The organism is Sphingomonas sp. MS122, assembly GCF_049532975.1.
In the GTDB taxonomy this organism is placed as follows: domain Bacteria; phylum Pseudomonadota; class Alphaproteobacteria; order Sphingomonadales; family Sphingomonadaceae; genus Sphingomonas.
Map to the genome: position 1 here is coordinate 3,737,969 of NZ_CP186695.1, position 25,330 is coordinate 3,763,298.

General features: G+C 68.3%; 15 protein-coding genes. 7 read left to right on the top strand and 8 right to left on the bottom strand.

Translation table 11 applies throughout. The annotated features are described in order from the left end of the window. The first annotated feature begins 169 nt into the window (after positions 1-169). The 5 genes from ACO227_RS17865 (at position 170) to ACO227_RS17885 (ending at position 9,116) form a co-directional block, all read left to right on the top strand. A complete protein-coding gene (locus ACO227_RS17865) occupies positions 170-3,271 on the top strand; it encodes a TonB-dependent receptor (protein WP_423603691.1) in 3,102 nt (1,033 codons plus the stop codon). Further along, positions 3,271-5,217: a sialate O-acetylesterase gene (locus ACO227_RS17870; RefSeq protein ID WP_423603693.1), complete on the top strand. Its 1,947-nt coding sequence runs from the start codon at positions 3,271-3,273 to the stop codon at positions 5,215-5,217. The genes ACO227_RS17865 and ACO227_RS17870 overlap by 1 nt, the downstream gene beginning before the upstream one ends. 163 nt (positions 5,218-5,380) lie before the next feature. Continuing rightward, positions 5,381-5,926 (top strand): RNA polymerase sigma factor, encoded by a 546-nt coding sequence (locus tag ACO227_RS17875; protein ID WP_423603695.1) that lies wholly within the window; start codon positions 5,381-5,383, stop codon positions 5,924-5,926. Between the two features lie 103 nt (positions 5,927-6,029). Further along, entirely contained in the window at positions 6,030-7,775 is a 1,746-nt protein-coding gene (locus ACO227_RS17880; RefSeq protein WP_423603697.1) for a vWA domain-containing protein, read from the top strand. Positions 7,776-7,946: 171 nt separating this feature from the next. Next, a complete protein-coding gene (locus ACO227_RS17885) occupies positions 7,947-9,116 on the top strand; it encodes a hypothetical protein (protein ID WP_423603698.1) in 1,170 nt (389 codons plus the stop codon). Positions 9,117-9,177: 61 nt separating this feature from the next. On the opposite strand, the gene ACO227_RS17890 is transcribed toward ACO227_RS17885, so the two are convergent. Continuing rightward, positions 9,178-10,059: an alpha/beta fold hydrolase gene (locus tag ACO227_RS17890; RefSeq protein ID WP_423603700.1), complete on the bottom strand. Its 882-nt coding sequence runs from the start codon at positions 10,057-10,059 to the stop codon at positions 9,178-9,180. A 32-nt stretch (positions 10,060-10,091) separates the two neighbouring features. Then, positions 10,092-12,152 (bottom strand): TonB-dependent siderophore receptor, encoded by a 2,061-nt coding sequence (locus tag ACO227_RS17895; protein ID WP_423603702.1) that lies wholly within the window; start codon positions 12,150-12,152, stop codon positions 10,092-10,094. A gap of 260 nt (positions 12,153-12,412) precedes the next feature. Here ACO227_RS17895 and ACO227_RS17900 point away from each other — a divergent pair, with 260 nt between their 5' ends. After that, on the top strand, positions 12,413-13,867 hold the full coding sequence (locus tag ACO227_RS17900; protein WP_423603704.1) for an N-acyl-D-amino-acid deacylase family protein: 1,455 nt from the start codon (positions 12,413-12,415) through the stop codon (positions 13,865-13,867). Here the strand turns inward: ACO227_RS17900 and ACO227_RS17905 are convergent. Then, entirely contained in the window at positions 13,864-15,135 is a 1,272-nt protein-coding gene (locus ACO227_RS17905) for a spinster family MFS transporter (protein WP_423603705.1), read from the bottom strand. The genes ACO227_RS17900 and ACO227_RS17905 overlap by 4 nt on opposite strands. Before the next feature lie 218 nt (positions 15,136-15,353). Here ACO227_RS17905 and dgcN point away from each other — a divergent pair, with 218 nt between their 5' ends. Continuing rightward, positions 15,354-16,352 carry an N-acetyltransferase DgcN gene (gene dgcN, locus ACO227_RS17910; protein ID WP_423603707.1) on the top strand — a complete coding sequence of 333 codons (999 nt, stop codon included), beginning with the start codon at positions 15,354-15,356 and terminating at the stop codon, positions 16,350-16,352. On the opposite strand, the gene ACO227_RS17915 is transcribed toward dgcN, so the two are convergent. The 5 genes from ACO227_RS17915 to ACO227_RS17935 all read right to left on the bottom strand — a co-directional run bounded on the left by ACO227_RS17915 (position 16,349) and on the right by ACO227_RS17935 (position 25,278). After that, the gene (locus ACO227_RS17915; RefSeq protein WP_423603709.1) at positions 16,349-17,458 is read right to left on the bottom strand and encodes a helix-turn-helix transcriptional regulator; all 1,110 of its coding nucleotides are present in this window, start codon (positions 17,456-17,458) and stop codon (positions 16,349-16,351) included. The genes dgcN and ACO227_RS17915 overlap by 4 nt on opposite strands. Before the next feature lie 218 nt (positions 17,459-17,676). Then, a complete protein-coding gene (locus tag ACO227_RS17920) occupies positions 17,677-19,116 on the bottom strand; it encodes an amidase (protein ID WP_423603711.1) in 1,440 nt (479 codons plus the stop codon). Between the two features lie 85 nt (positions 19,117-19,201). After that, complete coding sequence (locus tag ACO227_RS17925; protein WP_423603713.1) at positions 19,202-20,191, bottom strand: dipeptide epimerase; 990 nt, start codon at positions 20,189-20,191, stop codon at positions 19,202-19,204. 181 nt (positions 20,192-20,372) lie between these two features. Beyond that, positions 20,373-23,885 carry a malectin domain-containing carbohydrate-binding protein gene (locus tag ACO227_RS17930; protein WP_423603715.1) on the bottom strand — a complete coding sequence of 1,171 codons (3,513 nt, stop codon included), beginning with the start codon at positions 23,883-23,885 and terminating at the stop codon, positions 20,373-20,375. A gap of 97 nt (positions 23,886-23,982) precedes the next feature. Then, complete coding sequence (locus tag ACO227_RS17935) at positions 23,983-25,278, bottom strand: oligogalacturonate lyase family protein (RefSeq protein ID WP_423603717.1); 1,296 nt, start codon at positions 25,276-25,278, stop codon at positions 23,983-23,985. Positions 25,279-25,330: the final 52 nt, after the last annotated feature.

Sequence of the window (25,330 nt, forward strand, 5' to 3'; positions counted from 1 at the left end):
GCGCGATATCCATCCCGGCCAAGGTTGTCCTACAACTGACGGTTGAGCGGTTGACGCTGTCCGCCCCGCATGTCATACAACTTTGACACCGGTATCATCATCGACCGGATTCGTCAGACAGAAACGGGGGAGGTTGCGCGTGGGCAAAGGGTGGAGTCTTGCGTTTCGAATGGCGGCCATGGCTTCGGCCGCATGGGCGTTTCCGGCATTGGCGCAACAAAGCCCCCCGCCCCAACCGGTCGCGAGCGAGGACGAAGAAACGGAAGTCACCGTCACCGGCATCCGCGGCGCGCTGGAGGATGCGCTCGAAATCCGGCGCAAGGCCGACGTGATCCTCGACGGCATCTCCGCCGATGATATCGGCAGCACCCCCGACCTCAACCTCGGCGAAGCGCTGCAGCGCATCCCGGGCGTCCAGATCAATCGCTCCGCCGACCGTCGCGACGCCTCGATCAGCGTGCGCGGTCTGCCCAGCCAGTACACCAAGACGACGGTGATGGGGCAGAGCGTGGCGAGCCCCACCTACGGCACGCGCGGCAACGGCAATCCGTTCGGTATCTATGACGCGGCGATCTTCAGCGGCGCGGACGTGATCAAGTCGTTCACCGCCGAGATCCCGTCCGGCGGCCTCGCCTCCAACGTCGACCTGCGCCTGCGCTCGGCGCTGTCGCGCAAGGAAGGGCTGATCGCCCGCGCCGAGCTTCAGTATGAGGAGACCACCGAGGACGCCAATCCCGGCTATTTCCTGTCCGCGGTGAAGCGCATCACGCCCAATTTCGCGGTTTACGCGACCGGCTCCTATGCCAAGCAGAGCTTCCGCCGCGACACGATCCGGGTCAATTCCTACACCTCGTTCTCCGCGGCGCGCCTGGCGCAGCTGGCGGCCACCGATCCCGCCTTTGCCATTCCCGCCACCGACAGCAACGGCATCGCCAACGACGTCGTCTTCCCCTCCGAAGTCCGGCAGATCTCGCAGACCAACAGCGGCTATCGCTTATCCGGCGGCGCGGGCATGGAATGGGCGGCGTCGGACAACCTCAAGCTGCGCGTCGACGGCATCTACACGCGGCGCGATCTCTCGGACGCCAATCTCGACATCCTGCTCGCCCTTCCGCAGGACGTCACCGGCATCATCACGCCGCTGTCCAAGCCGGTATCGCTCGGCCAGTTCGATCGCGGTTCGAACGGCTCGGTCGAGAATGTCTATGTCGTCAACAAGGTCGCGGCGAGCGACTTCGCCGTGCCGATCGGCAACCGCCATTTCCCGTCGGTCGACGAGAGCTGGGCGATCTACCCTCAGCTCAACTTCCGCAACGAGCACTGGGCGATCGACTTCGTCGGCACCTATTCCAAGGCGACCGGCGAGAAGCTCGAATATCTCTACGAGCAGCGCATCCAACCCAATACCGGCCGCGCCGACGCCAATCGCGACGGCATCGACGACGCCGGCAACGGCGCCTATGCGATCATCGATACCGGCCTGGGCAACTATCGCGACTTTCTGTTCGACCTGACCGTGCCCGGCGCGCTGACCAATGTCGGCAATGGCAGCTATGCAGTGAGCGCGGGTAACGCGATCCAGGCGCGCAACTCGGTCCGTCCCGAGAATGTCGTGTTCACCGCCAGCGGCAACGGCATCCGGGTCAATCGCGACCTGCTCGCGGCCGACCTCAAGATCGAGCGGTTCATCGACTTTGGGCCGTTCACCAGTGTCAAGATCGGCGGATACTACTCGCGCGAGCAGGCAGACCAGACGTTCCAGGAGAACGCCAATCTCGGCACGCAGCTCAACAACCTCACCAACAACATCTTCAAGCTCAACGACGCGGTGACCTCGGGCGGCGCGTTCTTCGGCGGCGGCGCGCCAGGCGCCGAGATGGCCAACTTCCTGTCGCTCAACATCCCCAGTGTCGAGCGGGCGATCTATCCGGTCCTCAACACCATCCCGCCGGCCGTCACCTTCACCATGACGGCCGCTCAGCTGGCCGCCTTCTTCCCCGAGCTGACGCCCGCCGCGCGCAGCCGCATCACCTATGCCAATATCCTGGCGCTGGCGCCTCGCAATTCGCTGAACGGATTCGTGCCGCGCTTCCCGCTCAACCGCGTCGAGGGGCAGAACTTCAACTCCGAGCGCGACAATCTCGAGCTGTTCGCGATGACGAAGTTCGATCTCGAGCAATGGCAGGGCGTCCCGCTGCGCGGCAATGTCGGCCTCCGCTACGTACGGTCGAACCTGTCGGGGGTGACGCGCGACCAGGCGCTGGATTTCTACACCGCGCTCGGCTTCACCCAGGCTGATTTCCGCGAGGGCTATTTCCGGCCGCCCGAACCGGCCAAGGGGAAGTACAGCGCCTGGCTGCCCTCGGCCAACCTGATCTTCGAGATCACGCCCAAGCTGGTCGCCCGCGCCGCCTATTACGAGACGTTCGAGGCGTTCGACCTGGTCGAGTTCTCCCCCTCACCGACGCGCATCCTCGAGGATGTCGATCCCGATGCCGGCGAGACGATCAATTCGGTGCGGATCGACGTCAACCGCTTCGGCCTGCAGCCGCGCAGCTCGCGCGCGTTCGATCTCGGCCTGTCCTGGTACAACCGCCGCGGCGGCGTGATCGCGATCGGTTACTTCAACAAGCAGGTGACCAACGACATCCTGACGCTCAACAATTTCTGTCCCGAGGGCCAGACCTTCACGGTCGAGGGGCGCAGCTTCGGCCCGCTGTTCATCGACGGCGCCGGCCGCTGCCGCATCGACCAGGGCGACCCGGTCGAGACCAACAACCAGCGCATCATCATCAACCAGATCGTCAACAACCCCGCGAAGATCAACGTCAACGGATTCGAGTTCCAGATCCAGCAGCGCTTCGACTTCCTGCCGGGGATTCTCCGCAATACCGGCGGTGTCTTCAACTATACCCGCGTGCGTTCGAGCGGCGACAACAACACCAAGCTCTACAATGTCGCCAACGATACCTACAACATCATCGGCTATTATGAGGATACGCATTTCCAGCTGCGCATGGCGTACAACCACGCCTCCGCAATCGAGCTGGAGGGCGGCTCGACCTTCAGCGGCAGCGCGAGCCGCGTGCGCCCGCGCGGGCAGCTCGACTTCTCGGGCGCGGTGCGCCCCACGGACTGGCTCGAATTCCGCGCCGAGATCTACAACATCACCAATTCGCGGCGCGAGGAATATGAGGGCGATCCGCGCCTCAACCGCGTGGCGGACTTTGACGGACGGACGGCCTCGCTCAGCGTGACGGCCAAGTTCTGATGCGGACCGCGCTCGCCATCCTTGCCCTCGGCGTCGCCGCAATCCCGGTAGCCGCCCAGACGCTGACGGTCGCCCCGCATCTGGCCAGCCACATGGTGATCCAGCATGGCGCGCCCGCGCAGCTCCGCGGCACGGCGAAACCGGGCGAGCAAGTGTCCGTGACCTTTGGAAGCATCTCCGCATCGGGACGCGCGGATGCCGAGGGCCGCTGGCAGGTCACCCTGCCCTCGCTGCCGCCGGGCCAGGCAGGCGCGGTCGTCATCCGCGCGGCCTCCGGCGAGACCATGAAGCTCGACGATGTCGTCGCGGGGGACGTGTGGCTTTGCTCGGGCCAATCCAACATGGACCTCCCCGTCTCGGGCAGCGCCAATCCCGAGCGCACGATCCGGGAAAGCGCGGGCAGCACGATCCGCATCCTGAAGATCAGGCGTATCGCCTCGGTCACGCCACAACGCGATGTCGTGCCCGAAATCCCGTGGTCGCGCGCGGCGCCGGAAAATCTCGGCGGCTTCTCCGCCGCCTGCTGGCATATGGCGCGCAGGATCGTTGCGGGCGGCGTCAACGTGCCGGTCGGGCTCATCCAGGCTTCGTGGGGCGGATCGACGATCGAGGACTGGATGCCCCCCGCCGCGCTGCGCGCAGCCGGTACGCCGGCGGCGCAGCTCGACTGGCTGTCGCGCTATGCCGTGGACCGGGAGGCGACGCTCGTCGCAGCCGCGACGGAGACCGACCGCTGGGCCGAGGCGGTCGACCCGGCGACGAGCAGCTGGTCGGCCGCCGCATTCGACGACAGCGGCTGGCAGACGATGGCCGTGCCCGGGCAATGGGAACGGTCTGGGATCGACGGGCTGGGCGGCTTCGACGGGATCATGTGGTTCCGCACCGCCGTCACGCTCACCATCGAGCAGATACAGCAGGGAGCAACGCTGCATCTCGGCCGGATCGACGAACGCGATCGGGTCTGGGTCAACGGCACGGCGGTCGGCGGGAGCGTGAGCGGCAGCGAGCTGCGTGCCTACCGGCTGCCGCCCGGCGTGCTGAAGGCCGGCGCGAACGTAATCGCGGTGCGCGTGATCGACGAGATGGGCGGGGGCGGCTTCAGCGGCCCGGCCAATCTCGTCAAGCTGGCGTTCGAAGACGGCCAGGACGTCCCGCTCGCGGGGAGCTGGCGTTACCGGAAGGCCAGTTCAGACAGCAAATGGGGCACGCCGCCACCCTTCATCCCGTGGAGCATGCCGCGCGGCCTCACGATGGCGTGGAACGGCATGGTGGCGCCGCTCGCCGGCACGCGGCTGCGCGGCATTGCCTGGTATCAGGGTGAATCGAACACCAGCCGCGCAGGCACGTATCGTGCGCTGCTCACCGCTTGGCGCTCGGCGTGGCGGGCGCAGTTCCAAGATCAGGCACTTCCCATCGTGATCGTCCAGCTCCCGGGCTACGGGCCAATGGCATCGCAACCGGTCGATGCGCCCTGGGCGCGGCTGCGCGAGATGCAGCGGCTGGCGGCGCTCGACGACCGGGCGACGGGGCTCGCTGTGTCGATCGACCTGGGGCTGGCCAGCGACATTCACCCCGCGCACAAGGACGTGATCGGCGAGCGGATGGGACGCGAGGCGCTGCGCGTCGCCTATGCGAAGCCGTTGCCGGCTGCGCCGCAACCGGTCGCTGCCCGGCGGACCGCGGCGGGGATCGAGATCGACATGGCCGACGTCACGGGCGGGCTTCTGGTCTATGGCGCGGCCGAGCCGACCGCATTCGAGCTGTGCAACGCGGCGGGGGCCTGCCGGTTCGCGCGCGCCCGCGTCGAAGGAGCCAGGCTGCTGATCCTGGACGACAGCCGGCCGGCAACCGAAATCCGTTATGCATGGCAGGGCTCGCCGCCGGTCAACCTCTATGCGCAGTCGGGTTGGCCGGTCAGCCCCTTTCGGATCGTCATTTCCGACTAGGAGGACGGACGGCAAATCGCCGCCAGCGATGGCGCCGGGGCCGCGAATCGTGCACATTGCGGTCATGTCAGGGGAAGCGGCGTCGCGCTGGGGCGTGAAACGATGCGGTCGCGCCGCGCCGCGGAGAATCCTGCTCGTTCGCCCCCAGGATTTCGGCTAGGCCATGGCGGATCGAAGCGACGATCCCGACGCGGACCTGCTCGGTCGCGCCTTGGCCGGCGAGCGGGAGGCATTCGGCCTGCTGCTCGATCGGCATTATGACCGGATCCACGGCCTCGCCTGGCAGCTAACCGGATCGCGCGCCGACGCCGACGACGTCGCGCAGGACGTCTGTTGCGCGCTGGTCGAGCGGATCGGCAGCTTCCGGGGCGAGGCCAAGTTCACCACCTGGCTGTGCGGCATAGTGTTCAACGCCTGCCGCGACCTGCATCGCCGCCGCCGATCGTTCAGCGGCTTTGCCCAGCGGCTCTCGGTGATCGCCGGGCTGGCGCGGGGTCCCGACGGGCGCGATCTGCACGACGCCATGTGGGTCAAGAGCGCGATCGCCGGCCTGCCCGCAGCCTATCGCGACACCGTCATACTGGTCGCCGGCCAGCAGCTCACCCATGCCGAGGCGGCGGCGATCCTCGGCGTCGCCGAAACGACGGTGTCGTGGCGCATGCACGAGGTGCGGCGGATGCTCGCCGGCCGGCCCGGCGCGGACGACTGAGCCCCGCGCGAAAAAATTTCGAACCCCGTCCAAGGATATCCCCGCACGGCGCGTCGAAGGGGAATGCGGACGATGTTGCCCGCTGCAACAAAGGGAGAAAGTCATGCCCCGTTTGCCCCAGGTGATCGCGACCGGGCTCGCGCTGGTGCTCGTCGCATCATGCGCCGGCTCGGACACCGACAAACAGATTTCCTCGGCCGCGGATGCCGAGGCTCCGGAAGCCAGGAAAGACGAGGCCGCATCGGACATCGTGGTGACCGCCTCGCACATTCCCGGTCGCGAACAAGGCGCCGCAACGCCGGTGACGGTCGTCGCCTCGCCCTCGGCGCCCCCGGCTCCCGCCCTGTCCATGGCGCGCCGCGCCTACGCCCCCCCTGCCGAACCCTGGCCCGGCCGTCCTTATTATCGCGACGTCGGCCGCGACAAGTTCACCGCCACCACGCAGAACCCGTTCAAGGTCGTCCGCGAGGAACCGGTGTCGACCTTCTCGCTCGATGTCGACACGGCATCCTATTCCTTCGTCCGCGCCTCGCTGAACCGGAATGTGCTGCCCCAGCCGGCGGCGGTGCGGACCGAGGAGCTGATCAACTACTTCCCCTATGACTATGCGCCGGCCCGCGCCGCGGCGCAGCCGTTCAGCACGCATGTCGCGGTGTTCCCGAGCCCATGGTCGCCCGGCCGCCAGCTGGTGCGGATCGGCGTCAAGGGCTTCGAGATCGGCCGCGCGACGCGGCCACGCGCGAACCTCGTCTTCCTGGTCGATACCTCCGGGTCGATGAACGCGCCCAACAAGCTGCCGCTGGTCAAGCAGTCGCTGGCGATGCTGCTCGAGCAGCTCGACGGCAACGACAGCGTCGCCATCGTCACCTATGCCGGCACGGCCGGCACCGCGCTCGAACCCACCCCGGCGAGCCGCAAGGACAAGATCCTGGCGGTGATCGACCGGCTCGGCGCCGGGGGCAGCACCGCCGGGGCCGAGGGCATTCGCCAGGCCTATGCGCTCGCGGCGCAGAATTTCGACCCGAAGGGCGTCAACCGCGTGATCCTGGCGACCGACGGCGACTTCAACGTCGGCATCACCGACCAGAACGAGCTCAAGGGCTATATCGAGCGCGAGCGCGGCAAGGGCGTTTTCCTGTCGGTGCTCGGCTTCGGCATGGGCAACTACAATGACGCGCTGATGCAGACGCTGGCGCAGAACGGCAACGGCGCCGCGGCCTATATCGACACCGTCAGCGAGGCCCGGAAGACGCTGGTCGACGAGGCGACCTCGACGCTGTTCCCGATCGCCAAGGACGTGAAGATCCAGGTCGAGTTCAATCCCGCCCAGGTCGCCGAATACCGACTGGTCGGCTATGAGACGCGGCTGCTCAATCGCGACGACTTCGACAATGACAAGGTCGATGCGGGCGATGTCGGCTCGGGACAGACGGTGACCGCAATCTACGAGATCGTGCTCGTCGGCGGACCGCGCACGATGGGCGACCTGCGCTACGCCACCCCGGCGCTTCTCGCCACCGGGCCGCAGAGCGGCGAGCTGGGTTTCGTCAAGATCCGCTACAAGCTGCCCAAGTCCGACACGAGCCGGCTCATCACCACGCCGATCGGCGGCCGTGTTCGCTACGCCAGCTTCGACGCTGCGCCGCAGGACGCGCGCTTCGCGGCTGCGGTCGCGGGCTTCGCCGAACTGCTCCGCGGCGGTCGCCATAACGGCGCGCTGAGCTTCGACGACGTGCTCCGCATGGCGACCGCTGCGCGCGGGACCGACGAATTCGGCTATCGTTCGGAGTTCCTCCAGCTGGTGCGCACCGCAAAGACCGCGCACTCGTTGGCGGCGCTGGAGCGATGAGAATGGCGGGGTGCCGTGGCCCGGCGACGGCACCCCGCTGTCCGCCCGAAGCCCGCGCGATCGTGCTTTCGACCGGGCGGAGATTGCCGCTATAGGTCAGCCATGCCCGTACCCAGCCTTCTTCGTACGCCCGGCTCCGGCACGCCCCGGCAGACCGCCCGGGAGGCATGAATGGACGAGGATGATCTCTCCGGCCTGCTGCCCAAGCCCCCGCCGCCGCGCCCCGCCCGGCGCGAGGCGGCGATCGCCGCGGCGATGCGGCGGTTCGACGGGGTCGCCGACGCGCCGGCAGCACCGGAATTCCGGCGCCCACGCGCATCGTCAGGGAAGGCGCGGTGGGGACAGATCGGCGCCTTCGCCTCGATCCTGCTCGTCGCCGTGATCAGCATTCCCCTCGCGCTGAAGACGCCGCCGTGGCAGCCGGCCGGCCCCATCCCGGGCGCCCCCGTCGTCGAGCGGCAGGCGAGCACTGGCCCGCAGCGGCCGGCGGGACCGGCCGCGCCGGCTCGTGAAACCGGGACGACCGCCGGGCGGCCGCGCGCGACACCTCTCGAGGCGACCGCGGCTGTTCCGGCGCGAGTGGCGGACAAGGCGGTGTCGCCCGGCGAGCCGGAGCCAAACGAAGCCCTGGCATCGCAGTTCGAACAAGCGCCCTCCGCAAGCGCAGCCCCCCCGCCCCCGCCAGCCCCCGCGGCTCCGGGCGCGCCGCCATCCCCCAGCGCCCACGCGCGCGTCGCCGAAGCAAGGGAAAGCGCGCCCGCGCCCGAGCCCTCCGTCGTCGTCACGGGCAGCCGCGTGCGCGGTCCGGCGATGCAGTCCGCGACTCCGGTCACCGTGGTCGAAAAGGCGAGGCTGGCGGACGACGGCGATATCGTGGTCAGCGGAACCCGAACGGCCCGCTCGAGCGCGGCGTCACGGCGCGGCGACTGGAATGCCTGCACGGTGAACGACCCCGAGCAGAGCCTGCGTGGCTGCAGGCGACTGGTGGATCCGGCGGCGAAGGGAATTGCGGGCATGGCGGCCGCGCACCTCGCCGACGGACTCGAGCTGGCCTGGCGGCGGGACTGGGACCGCGCGATCGGGGCGTTCGACCAAGCGATCGTGCGCGATCCGAAGCTCGCCTTCGCCTATCTCAATCGGGGGCTCGCCTATCAGCACAAGGGAGAGCTGGCACGCGCGGCAGCCGATCTCGACCTAGCAGTGCGCCATGCGCCCGGCGCGGCGCGGTCCTACTACACTCGCAGCGTCCTCCGCCGGCTCCGCGGCGATACGCGCGGCGCCACCGCCGACGCAAAGCGCGCTGCGGACCTGGATCCGCGCTACGATTTCGTCCTGGAGTGAGTCGGGCGCCCTGCCCACGACCGCGATTTCGGCCGGATCTGCGCGAGGCGCGCAGGCAGCCTCAATCGCGGCGGGTGGCGCGGGCGTGCGCCGCTTGCAGTGTCGCCAGGATCGCATCGGCGACGATCTTTGGCTTTTCCGTGGGAATGAAATGGCCTGCGCCGTCGGCATAGACCATGCGCCCGCCCGTCGCCGCGGCGAGCGCGCGATGGCCATCGCGCCAGCGTTTCGCCCCGGGATCGGACATCGGCAGATCGGCGGCGCCCTGCGTGACGACGGTTACCGGAAGGCCGATCGGCGGGGGGACACGCGTCATCGTCTCGGTCGCGACGACATAGCCATGGGCGAGGCGCATGTCGTTGAACTTGCCCTTGCCCTTGCGGTCGGCCTCGATGACCGAATCGATCAGGGCCTTTGCGCCTTCGATCCCGCCGATCCCCTCTACGGTGTTGGCGTCGACATAGACCAGCCCCATCACGTCCGCGCGATGGCGATGGGCGTAGAGCTGGACCAGATAGCCGCCATAGCTGTGGCCGACCAGCAATAGCGGCCGGCTCTGCCTGAGCTTGCGGAGCGCGGCGTGCAGCCGGTCGACTTCCTGGACGATGTCATAGGGGGCCTCGAGCGCCTGGCTCTTGCCCATGCCGGCGCGATCATAGGCGATGATCGTCGCGTCGGTCCGCCCGGCGAGCTCGGCGGTGACCGCCGTCCATTCGGTCGAATCCAGCGTCGCCCCCGCTTCCAGCAGGACGACCGGGCCGTGCCGGCGGCCGGAGCAGATGACGAAGTGAAGCGACTTCCCGCCGACCGCGACATCCCGCCCCGCACAGGGCCGCACCGGCGCGAGCGCCTCGTCCGCGACGGGATCGAGCGCTGCCGCCGATCCCCCGCCGAGGAGGAGGATCGGCAGCATCGACAAGGCAAAGCGTCGGGAAATGGCCATGGCGCCAGACCGCTCCACCTCGCCCCGCCTTGTCAATAAGAGAGGCCGACGGTGAGCATAGCGGTCCGCGGATTGCCCGTGACCACGAAATACTCGCCGACCGAGCTGACGAAATACTTCTCGTCGAACAAGTTGTTGACGTTCAGCCGGAACGACAGCGGCCCGGTACGATAGGCGATGTTGGCGTTCACCACCGTGTAGGCGGGCAGGAAATAGGTGTTCGGCACCCCGCCTGCCTGCTTCGAGAGATGGCGGCCGCCGATGCTGAACGCGGCGCCCTTCAGCGCCCCTTCCCGCACCTCGTAGCGCGTCCACAGCGCCGCCTGGTGACGCGGCACGCCGAGCACCCAGTCGCCGATCAGCAGCACATTGTCCTGGAGGATCTTGGCGTCGGTATAGGCGTAGTTGGCGATGATCTGCCATCCGGGCGTCACGGCGAACTGGCCGTCGAACTCGATCCCCTTGCTGCGCTGCTTGCCGGTCACCGCGTAGCGCCCCGGCATGTTCGGGATGCCGGTCGCGACGTTGCTGCGGGTGAGCTGGTAGATGCCGAGCGTCGCGCTCAGCCCCTTGCTGGCGGGCGCGAACTTCAGGCCCGCCTCATATTGCTCGCCGCGTTCGGGGTCGACCTGGTCGCCATTGGCATCGAACAGCCCGGCCTGGGGCGCGAAGGACCGCGCATAATTCGCGTAGAAGGCAAGACCCTGACCGATCTCGTAGGTGGCGCCGACGGTGGGCGAGAACGCGCTCTGGCTGTCGCCGCCATCCCCATAGTCGATCGTGTCGAAACGGCCGCCGAGCTGCAAGTTGAGACGCCCGATCTTGGCATTCTCCTGCAGGTAGAAGCCGAACGAGTCCGACTTGGAGGACAGCGTCGAGATCGCGGTGCGGTCCTGATGGACGAACACGCTGTAATCGGGATCGTAGAGGTCGAGGTTGACCACCGGCGCGAAGCCGAGCCGGCTCTCGGCATCGGTGCGGCGGCCGTCATATTCGACGCCGATCGCCAGCCGGTGCTCCACCGCGCCGGTCGACACCGCGATGTTGAGGCCGGTGTCGATGCCATAGACCCGCCGGTCCTCGAAATAATCCTGCGAGAACTCGGTCTGGACGCCGGTCGCCGGATCATAGACCAGCGGCTGCTGCAGGTTCAGCCAGGAGAGGTCGAGATCGGTGATCCGCGCCCGCTGGTAGAGCGAAACACGGTCGCTGAATGCGTGATCGAGCTCGTAGCCCGCAGTGACGACGGTCTGGAGGATCTGTCCCATCGCCTTCGGGTCGCCGATATAGACATGGCGATCGTAGAAGCCGCGCGGCCCGGCAAAGACCAGCCCCGCGGCGGGCTGGCCGGGGATCAGCTCGCTCCAGTCCTTGGACAGCGAGGCGAGCAGCGTGATCTTGGTCCGGCCGCCCGGCTCGAAGGTCAGAGACGGAGCGACATAGAGCCGCTCGGTGCCCGGCCGGAAGTTGATGAAGCTCTTGTCGTCGCGATAGTTCACGACCAGCCGGCCATAGAGCGTGCCGGCGCCGTTCAGCGTCCCGCCGCCGTCGATCATCGCATTGGTCGAGCTGAAGCTGCCGAAGCTGCCCTCGACGTCGATGAAGGCGTCGCGGACGGGTTTCTTGCTCACCAGATTGACCATGCCGCCCGCGGACCCGCTGCCATAAAGGCCCGAGGACGGCCCCTTGACCACCTCGACCTGCTCGATCCCCGCGAGCTCGATGTTGATCGCGAGGCCGCGTGGCAGCGAATCGACATAGGTGAAGCTGCTCGCGTCGAAGCCGCGGATGCGGAACAGGTCATAGGCGCGCGCCACGCCGCCGGCCGAAACGCCTGCGACGTTGCGCAACGCGTCGTCGAGCAGGCTCACGCCCTGATCCTTGAGCAGGGCGGTGGACAGGACCTGGATGTTCTGCGGCGTCTCGAGCAGTGGCACCGCGCTCTTCCCCGCCGTCTGGGCCTGAACGCCCGTGATGACGATGTCGTCGGTACGATTGTCCTCGGGCGCTTCCTGGGCCGTCGCCGCAACGGCCGGCGCAGTGACGAGGAAGAAGGCGGAGGAGCTGCGCAACATGGTCTTGCCGATAGTCATTCCCGGTCCCCTTTGACGAGAGCCCGCCGGCCTTGCTTGGCCATGTCGGGATGTTCGCCGTCATCTGACCGTCATACGAAGTGCCATTCTTTGCCTATGCGATCCGGCGCTTCACCATAAGGTACGCGTCGGGCCGGTCATCCGCTTGCTGCGGCAAAGCGGCATTCCGGATCGGTTAAGACGCCGCGCCGTGCGGTCCGGAGGATTTGAGGGTAACGATGGCGGCAGGATCGCCGGCCAGGAAAGACCCGGAAGCTCGCATGAAACACGCCGATACCCTGTTCTGGAACGTCCTGCTGATCGACGGCAGCGGCGCAGCGCCTGCCCATGGCGACCTCGCGGTGGTCGGCGACCGCATCGCGGCCATCGGCGATCTGTCGGCATGGACCGCGGCGCGCGAGATCGACGGCGGCGGTCTCGCGCTCGGCCCCGGCTTCATCGATTCGCATACGCATGACGATCGCGCGATCCTGGGCGATCCGGCCGACATGACCTGCAAGGTGTCGCAGGGCGTGACCACCGTGATCGTCGGCAATTGCGGCGTGAGCCTGGCGCCGCTCAAGTCCACGACGCGGCCGGTCGCTCCGCTCGACCTGCTCGGCGACGAGAGCTGGTGGGTCTATGGCAGCTTCGCCGCCTATGCCGCGCGTCTCGCCGCGCAGCCGCCCGCGGTCAATGCGCTGGCGCTGGTCGGCCATATGAGCCTGCGTGTCGCGGTGATGGGCGAGGAGCTCGACCGCGAGGCGCGGCCCGACGAGATCGCGGCGATGCGCGCGCTGCTGGCGCAGGCGCTCGACGAAGGCGCCGCGGGGTTCTCCACCGGGCTCGCCTACCCGCCATCCCGCGCCGCGACCACCGCGGAGGTCAGCGGCATCGCCACGCCGCTCGCCGCGCACGACGCCCTCTACGTCACGCATCTGCGCGACGAGGGGACGCGCGTGGTCGAAGCGATCGAGGAAGCGCTCGAGATCGGGCGGACGGTCGGCTGCGCCGTGGTGCTGAGCCATCACAAATGCGCGCTGCGCGAGAATTTCGGCCGATCGCGCGACACGCTCGCGCTGATCGAGCGATCCAGCGCGGCACAGCGCGTCGATCTCGACGCCTATCCCTATGCCGCCTCGTCGACCGCATTGCTGGTCGAGCTGCTGCGCGACGATCTGCCGGTGCAGATCACTTGGTCGCTGGCATGTCCGGAGGCGGCGGGCCGTATGCTCGCCGACATCGCCGATGAGTGGGGCGTCGACCAGGGCGAGACGGCCAGGCGTCTGCAACCGGCGGGCGCGGTCTACTTCTCCATGGACGAGGGTGACGTCCGGCGCATCCTCGCGCATCCGCGCACGATGATCGGCAGCGACGGCTTGCCCCATGACCGGCTGCCCCACCCGCGGCTGTGGGGTAGTTTCCCGCGCGTGCTCGGCCATTATGCGCGCGACGTCGGGCTGTTTCCGCTCGAGACGGCGGTGCACAAGATGACCGGCATGCCGGCGCACGTCTTCGGCCTGGAGGATCGCGGCGTCCTGCGGCCCGGCGCCTTCGCCGACCTGGTGCTGTTCGATCCCGCCACCGTGATCGACCGGGCGACCTTCGCCGATCCTGTGCAGGCCGCGGGCGGAATCGCCGAAGTGTGGGTCAATGGCGCAAGCGCCTACACCCCCGAAGCGGGCCGCGTGACCGCCGCCGCCGGCCGATTGCTGCGGCGGCGCCCGGCGCTCTAGGCAGGCGCCACCCGCGCGACATTCGCCGCCAGCGTTCGCGATGCCCGCCAATAGGCGAACATCGCGCAGAAGCTCGCCGCCACCCCCGCAAGCAGCGCATAGCGCAGCGAATCATTGCCATAGACCGGCGCCAGCGCGTCGCTGACGATGCCGATGACCTGCGGCCCCAGCCCCAGCCCGATCAGATTGCCGATGAACAGCTGGATCGCCGCCGCCCGCGCGCGCATCCGGGGTGGGGCGAGCATCTGGATCGTGGTGATGACCGGCCCGATATAGACCGCGCTGACCGAAAGCGGCACGATCGCGGCGAGGATCGCGACGACGATGTTCGGCGCCAGCAGGAACAGCGGCCAGAACGGCAAAGCGAGCAGGATGCCGATGATCGGCACGCGCATGTACCAGCGCACGTCACGCTTGCCGAGCCAGTCGACCATCACCCCCGACCCAAAGGTACACAGGCCTCCGCCGATGCCCAGGATGATCGCGAAGATCGCCCCCACTTGCTGCGTGTCCAGGCCGTGCGAGCGCATTAGGAAGGCCGGCACGAAGGTCGCCACGCCATAGCCGGCAAAGGCGCTGAGGCCGCTGCCGACGACGAGCCAGCAATAGGCACGCTGGCCACGCAGGAAACGCAGGCAGGCCATCATCGAGGGGGCGGCCGCGGCGGCGCCGGGGTCACGCCGCGCCGGCTCGCGGCCGCGCGTGAAGAAGAAGGGTGAGAGCAGCAGCCCGGGCAGGCCCACGGCAATAAAGGCGACCCGCCAGCCATATCGGTGGGCCAGCCATCCTCCCACCAGAAAGGCCACCATGATGCCGATATTGACCCCAACGGCATAGGTCGCCTGGGCGCGTCCCCGGGTTTCGGGCGGGAAGAGATCGGTGATGATCGACTGCGAGGCCGGGCCGGTACCCGCCTCGCCCACACCGGTCATCACGCGCGCGGCCACCAGTTGCCAGAATTGGGTGACGAGCCCGCACGCGGCGGTCGCCGCGCTGAAGCAGATCAGCGCGAAGCCGATGATGTGCGTACGCGACCGGCGATCGGCAAGAACCGCGATCGGCACCCCCATCGTCGCGTAGAACAGCGCGAACGCCGGGCCGGCGAGCAGGCCGAGCATCGAATCGCTCAAATCGAAGTCGCGCTTGATCGGCTCCAGCAGGATCGCGAGAATCTGGCGATCGACATAGTTGACGGCATAGGTGGCGCTCAGGAGGAGGAGCAGCACCATGCGCTGGCGCCGCGCCGTGCCGTCTGTCATCGCGTCCATCCCGCCCCTCTCATCCTGTCGTTCGAGCCGTCGAGCATAGCGGCGGCGGCGGGGCCGACCCTACCGAAACGGGCGCCGGATTGGCATTGCCGGGCGGAAGCGGAGCGAGATCTTCGCATTGTGCCCGAGACGCTTAGCGAGCGGTCCGTCCTGCAAAGCGGTAGCGGCCCACCTGCGCCACCCAAGCTCGCATCACCTGCAGTCGAGGATGGTTCAGAATGGAAAGCCCGTATCTCCTGTTTCTTGGCGATGCCAATCTGGTGGGCATGGACAAGATGGGCGCCGGTATCCGGCAATGGCGCGGCGAGCTCTGCCTCGGCCAGTTCCGCCTGCCCGGCTGCACCGCCGACCTGGGCTTGCCCGAGATGACACCCGCCGAAGCCCAGGCGCAGGGCGCGCGGACGATGATCGTCGGCGTCGTCAATGTCGGCGGCGTGATCCCCGACAACTGGATCGCGAGCATCATCGCGGCGATCGAGGCGGGCCTCGATGTCGCATCGGGCATGCACCAGCGGCTGGCCGACATTCCGGCGATCGCCGAGGCCGCCGCGCGCCACGGCAGGACCATCCACGACGTCCGCGCCCCGACGCGCCGTTTCCTGCCCGGCACTGGCGTCAAGCGCTCGGGCCAGCGGCTGCTGACGGTGGGCACCGATTGCGCGGTCGGCAAGAAATACACCGCGCTCGCGATCGAGCAGGAAATGCGGTCGCGCGGGATCGATGCCGATTTCCGCGCGACCGGGCAGACCGGCCTGCTGATCGCGGGCCGCGGCGTCGTGATCGACGCAGTCATCGCCGACTTCATCTCGGGCGCGGCGGAATGGTTGTCGCCCGACGCCGATCCCGATCATTGGGACGTGATCGAGGGACAGGGGTCGCTCGCCCATCCCGCTTATGCCGCGGTGACGCTCGGCCTGATCCACGGCAGCCAGCCGGACGCGCTGGTCGTCTGCCACGAGCCCACCCGGGAAAAACTGCTCGGACTGGACTATCCCGTGCCGGGCATCGCCGAGTTGACCGACATGACGCTGGCCGCGGCGCGGCTGACCAACCCGGCGGTCCGGGTCGTCGGGATCAGCATTAATAGCAGCACGCTGCCAGCCGATCGGGTGGAGGCCGTGATCGCGGAGATCGAGGCCGAGACGGGCCTGCCGTGCTGCGACCCGCTTGTGCACGGCCCGGCGAAGATCGTCGACCGCCTGCTCGAGCAAGCCTAGGATCGCGCGGTGCGATGGCCCGCGCCATCGCGCCGCCGCCGAGCGAACCGGCCGGCCTGCGCGGCGTTGCGGGTCGCGACCGGCGACGCCGCGAAGGTCGCCTTGAAGGCACGGGTGAAGCTGGCGGGATGCTCGTAGCCGGTCTCCATCGCGATCTCGATCATCGACATCGTCGAATCGACGACGAGGTCGAGCGCCAGCTCCATCCGCAGTCGGTCGCGCACGTTGCACACGGTATCGCCGTACAGCTGGCGGAAGCCATGCTGCAGCCGCCGCCGCGACAGGCCGACTTCGGACGCGAGGTCGTCGACCCGGATCGGCGCCTGCAGGTCGGCGCGCACCTTGTGCATCGCCTGCTCGAGCTTGCCGATATCGACCGACGACAGCCGCTCGCCGGCATGGACCTGTGCAGGATCGCTCATCGCCGCCAGCACGTGGCAGATCAGCTCCATCACCTTCGAGCGCATATAGGCGCTGCGAAAGGTCCCGCCATAAGGGCATTCGAGCAGATGGTGCGCGGCGAGCGCCACCGCCGGATGGGTGACCGGCACGCGGCGCGCGGGCAGTTCGGCGATGCCGGCCAGGAAGTCTCCCAGATCGTGCGGAAGCTCGGCCGGGTCGATGCCGGTGGCCTCGCGGAAGCGCCCGCATTCGATCGCGATGGTAAGCCAGCGCAGATGCTTGCCGGGTTCGTACAGCGTCTCGACCGCGCTGCCTTCGTACAAGCCGTAGACGGTGCAGAAGCCGCGGCTCATCGGATCGGCGGATCCGGCGCCGCGCGGGTCGGCGAAGGGGATGACGCCGTCGATCACGATCGACATGACGAGATGGTCGGTCATGTGATGGCGGCGCGGCGTGGGCATCGACGCGACCATGTCGGTGATAATCACGCTGAGGCCCGCGCCGAGCTCGTGGAACTCCCACCCGCCGCGCGCGATGTTGATGTCATAATCGTAGCGGAAGCCGGCTTCCCCCACCGGCTTGGGCCAGCCGTCATGCACCGGTGCGAGCACGGGCATCGCGTCGTGCAGACAGTGATTCATCTGCTTGATGTCCTGGATGCTCCGCTCCATCGGCATCCGCGCGCGAAACTCGGGATTGGCCATGTCCTGTCTCCCACCGCGCGGCCGGGCAACCCGATCCGCGTCGCGATCCGTCTCTGCCGCCGATGCCATCACGCCGGCGGCACGTTGTTACACATAGTGGCGGAAAGCACGATCACCACTTGACCGAAAAGGTCGAGCACTTAACCGATCAGGTCGCTGGGCAAGGCGCTAGATGTTTCGCGAAACAGCGTGGGCGCGAAGCTGTTTGGAGCCGATGTTCACGCAGCGGACGGCACGGACATCGCGCCGATTGAGTGCGCCGGCCAGCGCCCGCTCCACGGCGCCGCCGCCTCCAGCTCATAGGCGAGCGCCAGCAACAACGGCTCCCGGCCCCGCGCCGCGGCGAACATGCTGCCGATCGGAAGGCCATCGGCAAAGCCCGGAAACAGGGGGAGCGAGATCGCCGGCAGACCGGTCAGATTGTGAAGCGGCGTATAGGAGACATAGTCGAACATCAGCGCCATGATCTCGTCGAACGGACGGTCGGGCGCGAGCGCGCCGATACGCAGCGCGGGCAGGCGCAGCACCGGCGAAAGGATCGCATCATAGTCCGTGAAGAACGCGCCCAGGGCAGCTTCAGCCGTCGCGATCGTGCCGAACAACCGATCGGCGTCGATCGGCTCGATCGCACTCCCCCAGTCGGCCAGATCGAGCGTCCAGGGTTCGAGCACCTCGACTGCGTAGGTCCCAAGCCGCGCGACCGCATCGCGGATCGAATCCTGCGCGAGATAGCCCCAGACCGTCCGGAATGCCCCAGCGACGGCCGGACCGTCGACCGGCGACGGGACCAGCTCGACATCATGGCCTAGGCTGGCGCAGAGACCGGCCGCGAACTCGAGCGCGACTCGAACTTCGGGCGACGGTGGGCCCCGATCGAGGCTCTCCGGGATCATCGCGATGCGCAGGCGGCGGCGATCGGGGATCGCCATCGGCGCGCCCGGCGGCGCGGTCGCCGCGGTTGCCCAAGCGACGTCGCGCACCGACCGCGCGAGCAGCGTGTCTCCGACGAGCAGGTCTTCGATGACATGCGGGCCCCGCGCTCGGACATTGCCGCCGCGTCCCGGCTTCAGCCCGATCAGCCCGCAGTTCGACGCCGGAATCCGGATCGATCCGCCGCCGTCCGCCGCATGCGCGAGCGGGACCATGCCCGAGGCGACGGCGACCGCCGCGCCCCCGCTCGATCCTCCCGGCGACCGATCGAGCGCCCAGGGGTTGCGCGCGGCGCCGTAGAGCAGCGGCTCGGTGGTCGGCAGCAGGCCGAACTCGGGCGCATTGGTCTTGCCGAGCGCGATCAGGCCGGCTTCGTCCAGCCGCTTCGTATAGGGAAAGGCGGCCGTTCCGGCGGCGGCATCGCGGCGCGATCGCGATCCGCTGCGCGTCGGCATGCCGGGATAGTCGAGCCCGTCCTTGACCAGCCAGGGAACGCCGGCCATCGCCCCTTTTGCTGCCCGAGCGCGCCGCAACGCGGTGTCGTCATCGCGAAAGGTCAGCGCGTTGAGCGCGGGATCGAGGGCGTCGATCCGGATCAGCGCGGCTTCGACCAGATCGACCGGCGCGAGTTCGCCATTCGCGACGAGCGCGGCCTGCCCGGTCGCATCCAACTGCCCGATCGCGAAGGCGTCTTCGCGCGTGATCCGTCCGCTCGATCCTGCTGCCATATCCGGGCTTTCCCCAATGTTGAGCGGAGATCCTGGCAGCGATGCGCGCGCCATGCTTGATCGATCGGCGCGCGGCCTTCGCGCGTCAGGCCGCGGTGCCCAGCCCCCAGACCGCGTCGATGCAATGGATCATGCCGTCGACGTAGCGCACGGCAGGATCGCGGTCCCCGGCCAGAAAGGTCGGTCCGTCAAGGTCGATAAAGTCGCAGCGCTGCCCGAGGACGAAGCCGGCGGCCTGCGACCAGGAGGTTCCGGTCATGTTGCCGACCATCACGCGGAACCCCAGCCGCCGCGCTTCCCGCTCCATCGCCAGCGCGTGGGTGAGGCCGCCGCATTTGTCGAGCTTGATGTTGACGATGTCGAACAGGCCGACCAGCCCGGACAGATCGGCGAGTTGCTGGACGCTTTCGTCGGCCGCGACCGGAATGCTGCGATCGATGCCGGCCATGTCGCCCTCGCGGCCGATCGCGAAGGGCTGTTCGATCAGCGCAACCCGCGCCTCGTGCAGAACCGGCAGCAGCGCCAGAAATCCCGCGCGATCGAAGCCGCGATTGGCGTCGATGCCGAGCCAGGCGTCCGGCCGTGCAGCGCGGACGGCGCGGACGCGCGCGGCATCATGGTGGTCGCCGGCAAGCTTGACCTTGATTGCGCGCGCATGCGTCATGCCGGACGCCTGGTTCGCCATGCGCTCGACACTGTCGATCCCGATCGTGAAGACCGTCGGCAGCGCGCGGACGGCATCGAGGCCCGCCAGCTGCCAGACCGGCTTGCCCGCGCGCGCCGCGTCCAGCTCCCAGAGCGCACAATCGACTGCATTGCGCGCGCCGCCGGCCGGCAGCAGATGCTGCAGGCTGTCCCTGTCGAGCGCATCGAGCGCCGGCTTCAGCGCCTCGACCTGAGCGACGATCCGGTCGGGAAGATCACCCGTATAATAGACCCCGCAAGCCTCCCCTCGGCCCCGATGCGCGCCGTCGCGCGCTTCGACCACGACGATCTCCGCGCTGGTGAATTCCTTGCCCGAGATGCGGAACGGCGACCGCATCGGCCAGCTCTCGACACGCACGTCCAGTTTCAAGGTACCTGCTCCGCGGCGACTTCAATCGCCGCGACCTAGCGCCGCTGGGATCCGTAGCTTTACCGGTCCGGTGCGGCGATTAGCCGCGGGAACCAGACCGAAAGACGATGGCGCGGTCGAAGCTGCCTATCGAGCGGCCCGCGCACCCGCGACGCCGATTCCGGGCGCCTGATCCAACGCGTCACTCGAATTTCAGCGAGTCGATCAGGACCTCTTCCGTACTTAGCGTCACCGCATAGGTCCCGGCATTGACGAAGCCGGGCGTGGCGACGGTGACGCAGCTCCACTCCCCCGCCGTGGCGGCAAAGGCGACGGGCATCGTCGCCACGACGATACCGCTCGAGTCGCGCAGCGCGATACGGCCGGCGCGTGCCACGCCCGGCGATTGGAAGCGCAGCTGCATCTGGCGCTTGCCCGCCGCGCCGGTCTCGATGGTCCAGCTGATTGTCCCCCGCCCCGACACTGCCACATAGCCCGGACCGGAATGACCACGCACGCTGCTGGCGCGCGCGGCGCTTTCGAGCCGGACCTTCTCGTCCTCCGCTTCGTGCAGGCTGCGGTCCTTGGCGAAGGTGAAGTTGCCCGGCGCATAAGGCGAGGGCAGCACGCGGCGGACCAGCACTGGCATCGTCTCTGGTACCTCGACCGTCTCGCCCTTGCCGAGCGTGCGGGTGACGAAACGCACGGGTTGCAACCGCTCCCCCATCAGCCATGCACGCGCGTCGCTCATGCGCCAGCCTGCTGGCACGGGCATATCCTCGCCGATTGCCGCATGGAGCACGGCATCATGGCGAACGGTGAGCCGGGTGATGCCGGCCCGGCCGAGCGCAGCGGGGGTCAGCTGATCGCTGTCGAGCAATGCCGGAGGAAGCCCGGTCCAGCGCGGCGCCCCGGACGCGGCACTTGCCGCAGCACCGTTGTCGACGAAGCGCGCGATCGACATGCGCGAGCCGGCGGGAAGCGGTGCGATCAGGTCGCTGCCCGGCTCGGTCGCGACTGGCGTCCCACCGCGGGTGGCGATCGCGATCGCGGAAAGCACCGCCTGACCCGCCTTCACCTCGGGAAAGCCGATCTCGACCGCGCCGCCGCGAACATCCACTTCGACCACCTTGCGCAGCGCCCGGCCAAACCCGGCTTCGGCGAAGATGTCGAGATCGTCGATCACGGTGCGGCCATTGATCGCGACGTCGAACACGCGCCAGCCGCGTGCATCGATCCCCGCACGGCCATACCAAGGCTCGGCGAAATAGAGCTCGACGCGGTAACGGCCATCGGGAACCGGGAAGCGCCAGCCGAGCTGGTCGCGCCCGTAACGGAAGTCCTGGAACAGCGCGGGGGCATCGGTCCCCGCGATGGGATCGAAGGTCCTGCGCCGGCTTCCCAGCATCGGATCGAGCCCGGGATAGGCTTCAGCCCAACTCCGCCAGCCCCAGCCGCCGGCATTCCCGGCAAGCTGCCGGTCAGCCGCCCAGCGGTTGCCCGCGGCGTCCGAAACCGTGTCGCCGCCGACATTGACGCGATAGACATAGCCAAATCCCGGCGCGGACGCGGTCAACGCGACCTTGTCGGTCAGGGCCTCGGCATCTGGCGCTGGCGGCAGATTGTTGAGCACGATCCGGTCGCGCGCCGCGATCCGCCCATCCTCGATGCACGCCGCCGAGAGCACATTGTAGCGCAGCGGCACATCGTTCCAGCGGAAGCGCCCTTCCCTGTCGGGCGCGTGCCGCCCCAGCGAGATGCGCGCCCCGACGTCGTTGAACAGCTCGACCGCCGCGCAGTTCGAATAGACCTCGATTCCCGAAACCTGCCCCGGGCCACGCCAGCGATCGGGCCAGCTATGCGAGACGATGTAGACCATCGGCGCCGATGCGGGGACGTTGCGCGCGCGATACATGTAATAGGCATCGAGCGGCTCACCCCACAGCGTCATCAGTCCCTTGTTGTTCGACGGGCCGATGTGATCGAGCGCACGCACCCCATCCCAGATCTGGGTGCCGTCCGCGCGCATCGGCCGGCCGGGATTCTCGTGCGTCGCGAGCAGCCATTGGAAATGCCCGATCGCCCGGTCGCGCACGCTCTCGGCCAGCCGCGCCTTGATCTGCATCAGCTCGGCGAAATGGTTCTCGGAGGTCGGCGGCGTCGCGCCGTGCGGCGCTTCGTCATGCAACTCGAGCGAGCGCCAGCCGCCATATTCGCCAACCAACCCTTGCTTCGTCAGCTCCTCGCCGAATTTCTTGGGGTCGCCCCCATAGGTGCCGGACCAGTTCTGCGGTACGTCCCAGTCGGTGCCCTCGCCGCCATTGCAGGTCACCACCAGCCGCTCGACCGATGCCGTCGGGTCGAGCCCGCGGATCACCGCCACCATCTCCTGCGCGAACGCCTTGGGCAGTCGGCTCTCGTTCTGCAGGCCCCACAGGAAGATCGCGGGATTGTTGCGCCGCTCGCGCACCCAATCCTCGAGCAGCGCACGGAAATTCGCGCGGAACGCCGGATTGTCGAACCAGATATGTGCGCTGAACTGCGGCCACCACATCATCCCCGCACGCGCGACAGCATCGCCGTAGCGGAGATTGTGCGGATAGTGCGCGTCGCGAAAGGCGTTGAAGCCCGCCGCGCGCGCCTGTGCGACGCGTGCCGCCACCTGCGCATCGGAGAAGGCATGCGAACCGCCGAGGAGATGCTCGTATTCGGCGACCCCGCGCAGGAAGACCGGCTTGCCATTGACCAGCAGGCGCCGCTGCCCCGCCTCGTCCGTGACGATGCGGATGGTGCGAATGCCGGTCGCCGTCTCCTGCCGGTCGATCTCACGCCCGTTCGCGAGGATGCGGACGCGTAGCGTGTGGAGCACTGGGCGATCCGGCGACCACAGCTGCGGCCCCGCGACTGGGGGCAAGTCCGCTTCGACCGTGCGTGCGTGGCCGGCCGCGAGCGCTTCCTCGCTGCGCCGTTGTGCCACCACCCGGCCCTTCGGGTCGATCAGCGCGGTTTCGAGCGTGAACGTCCGCCGCTCGGAGGCGCGGTTCTCGAGCTCGACTCGCGTCGTCAGCGTGGCGCGCTCGGCGGTGATCGCGCCCTCCTTGCCCCAGGCATAGCTGCCATGCGGCCGCACGCGCAGCGCGCTACTGCGCTCGACATGCACCGGACGGAAGATACCGAACGGCTGTGAGCCCTCGGCGAAGCCGTTCTCGGGCTGGTCGTCGCCTGACACCCAGGGCAGATCGGTGATTCCCGCCGGATGATCGATCCGCACCGCAAGCAGATTGTCCCCCGCGACGACCGCGTCGGTCACATCGACCGCGAAGCCGGTCAGGCCGCCGCCATGCCGTCCGACGCGGCGGCCGTTCAGCCACACCGTCGCGTAGCTGTTCGCCCCTTCGAAGCGGATCGCGATCCGCTCGCCGGCGCGCGGCGGCGCGATGCGGAGCTGCTTGCGGTACCAGGCCACGCCATGTCGTGCACCGACGCGCAGCTGGCGGTTGTACGAATAGCCCTGCCAATTGTGCGGCACCGCCACGCGCGTCCAGCTCCGGTCGTCGAAGCCGGGCTGCTCGTACCCCTGGGCGGGGGCCGCGCCATCGTCGAGCACGATCGACTGCCACGCGCCCGCGATCCATTCGCTCTGCCCCGCGGTCGCTGGAAGTGCCCAGAAAAGGGCGAGCACAGCCAATATCCGCGCGACGGCGCCAAGCGGCATGCCGAAAACCTCCGTCAGCATCGGCCACATGCCGACCAGATGTATGATATATTACTTATCTCCAGTCAGACAAGTTGCACGCGCCACCGCGAGTGCTTCACATGTCCTTGCCGTCGGGCACCGGCGCGATCATCAGCGACAACCGCTCGCCGTCGGTCATCATCCCCGACTGGAGCAGGATGCGCGTGCCGTCCGGGCTGAAGCTCGGATGGGCATGGTCAGGCCGCATTCGGTGACCGGCGGTGACGAGGGTGCGCTTGAGCGTCTTGCGGTCGATGACGTGGACATTGCCGTCGAAATCGTCGCCCGCTGCCCAGCGCCCATCATAGGTGACTGCGTTATGCCAGTATCCGCCGGTGTTCGAGTCGTCCTGCGGGATGTTGACGCTGTTGAAGTACTTCAGCTCGCTGCGGGTGACGGTGTAGCTGTCGGTCTGGCCGAGATTCTCGACGCGCCCGTCGCGCAGCGAGACGACCATCAGGCCCGAGGGCCTCTGGCGCAGCTTCATCGTGTGGCCCATCAGGTTGAAGATGACATGGTCGCCGTCGGCGAACTGCTCGTGAGTCACCCAGTCGTCCGGCCCCTCGACATAGATCGGGCGGTTGTCCGAGCCGTCGCCCTTGACCAGCCACATGCGCTGCGGCGCGTCGCCGCCGGTCTCGTGGCAGTACATGATCTCGCCCGGCTTGATCGGGTTGGCCTGAATATGGCCCATCAGCCAGGGGGTCTTGAGGATCACCTTGGTCGCGCCGCTGGCGATGTTGACCGCGCGAATGCCGCTCGGCACCTGCGGCGCAAGCGCGCCCGGCGCGCGCGGGGGCGGCTTGCGCTGGTTGAAGCTGATGTACGCGGTCTTCTCGTCGGCATCGAGCGCGAAACCGGTGGTGATCGAGCCGTCCTTGGGCATCGTCGCGACGATCCGCTCATAGCCCTGCGCGCGCGGCGTGCCCTTGTAGGCGTCGGCGAGCAGCGCCTCGAGATCGATCTCGACCAGCTCGGCGCCATCGTCCGCACCGCCCGGCTGGCGCGTGTAATAGACCTTGTTCGAGAGCCGCGCGACGTTGAGGCCGCCGGTGTTCACCCCGGGGCTGTCGGTGATCTGGATGATGTCACCGGTGATCTCGTTGACCACGAACGCCTGCGGTCCGGAGGCCGCGCGGTTGGCCGAGCGGAAGACGATATGGTTGCCGTCCTTCGTCCATTGCTGGTGGGTCGGGTAGATTTTGGAATCGCTCGACTTGCCCGCGGTCAGCACCTTGAGCGGGCGGCCAGTCACGCGGTCGACCACGGTCTGCATCTCGGGCGCATAGCGCTTGCCGACATCGCTGGCGCTTGCGGGCGCGACCCAAACCAGGGCGGCGAGCATCGCGCCGCCCAGAAGCTGCTTCACCATCCTGTGCTCCCTGTTCGAGTGGTGCCGGCCGGCACGCGCCGGCCGGACGCCG

Coding starts and splice junctions, on each gene's coding strand:
- ACO227_RS17865 (WP_423603691.1), top strand. CDS start 170: ATGGCGGCCATGGCTTCGGCCGCATGGGCGTTTCCGGCATTGGCGCAA.
- ACO227_RS17870 (WP_423603693.1), top strand. CDS start 3,271: ATGCGGACCGCGCTCGCCATCCTTGCCCTCGGCGTCGCCGCAATCCCG.
- ACO227_RS17875 (WP_423603695.1), top strand. CDS start 5,381: ATGGCGGATCGAAGCGACGATCCCGACGCGGACCTGCTCGGTCGCGCC.
- ACO227_RS17880 (WP_423603697.1), top strand. CDS start 6,030: ATGCCCCGTTTGCCCCAGGTGATCGCGACCGGGCTCGCGCTGGTGCTC.
- ACO227_RS17885 (WP_423603698.1), top strand. CDS start 7,947: ATGGACGAGGATGATCTCTCCGGCCTGCTGCCCAAGCCCCCGCCGCCG.
- ACO227_RS17890 (WP_423603700.1), bottom strand. CDS start 10,059: ATGGCCATTTCCCGACGCTTTGCCTTGTCGATGCTGCCGATCCTCCTC.
- ACO227_RS17895 (WP_423603702.1), bottom strand. CDS start 12,152: ATGACTATCGGCAAGACCATGTTGCGCAGCTCCTCCGCCTTCTTCCTC.
- ACO227_RS17900 (WP_423603704.1), top strand. CDS start 12,413: ATGAAACACGCCGATACCCTGTTCTGGAACGTCCTGCTGATCGACGGC.
- ACO227_RS17905 (WP_423603705.1), bottom strand. CDS start 15,135: ATGGACGCGATGACAGACGGCACGGCGCGGCGCCAGCGCATGGTGCTG.
- dgcN (WP_423603707.1), top strand. CDS start 15,354: ATGGAAAGCCCGTATCTCCTGTTTCTTGGCGATGCCAATCTGGTGGGC.
- ACO227_RS17915 (WP_423603709.1), bottom strand. CDS start 17,458: ATGGCCAATCCCGAGTTTCGCGCGCGGATGCCGATGGAGCGGAGCATC.
- ACO227_RS17920 (WP_423603711.1), bottom strand. CDS start 19,116: ATGGCAGCAGGATCGAGCGGACGGATCACGCGCGAAGACGCCTTCGCG.
- ACO227_RS17930 (WP_423603715.1), bottom strand. CDS start 23,885: ATGCCGCTTGGCGCCGTCGCGCGGATATTGGCTGTGCTCGCCCTTTTC.
- ACO227_RS17935 (WP_423603717.1), bottom strand. CDS start 25,278: ATGGTGAAGCAGCTTCTGGGCGGCGCGATGCTCGCCGCCCTGGTTTGG.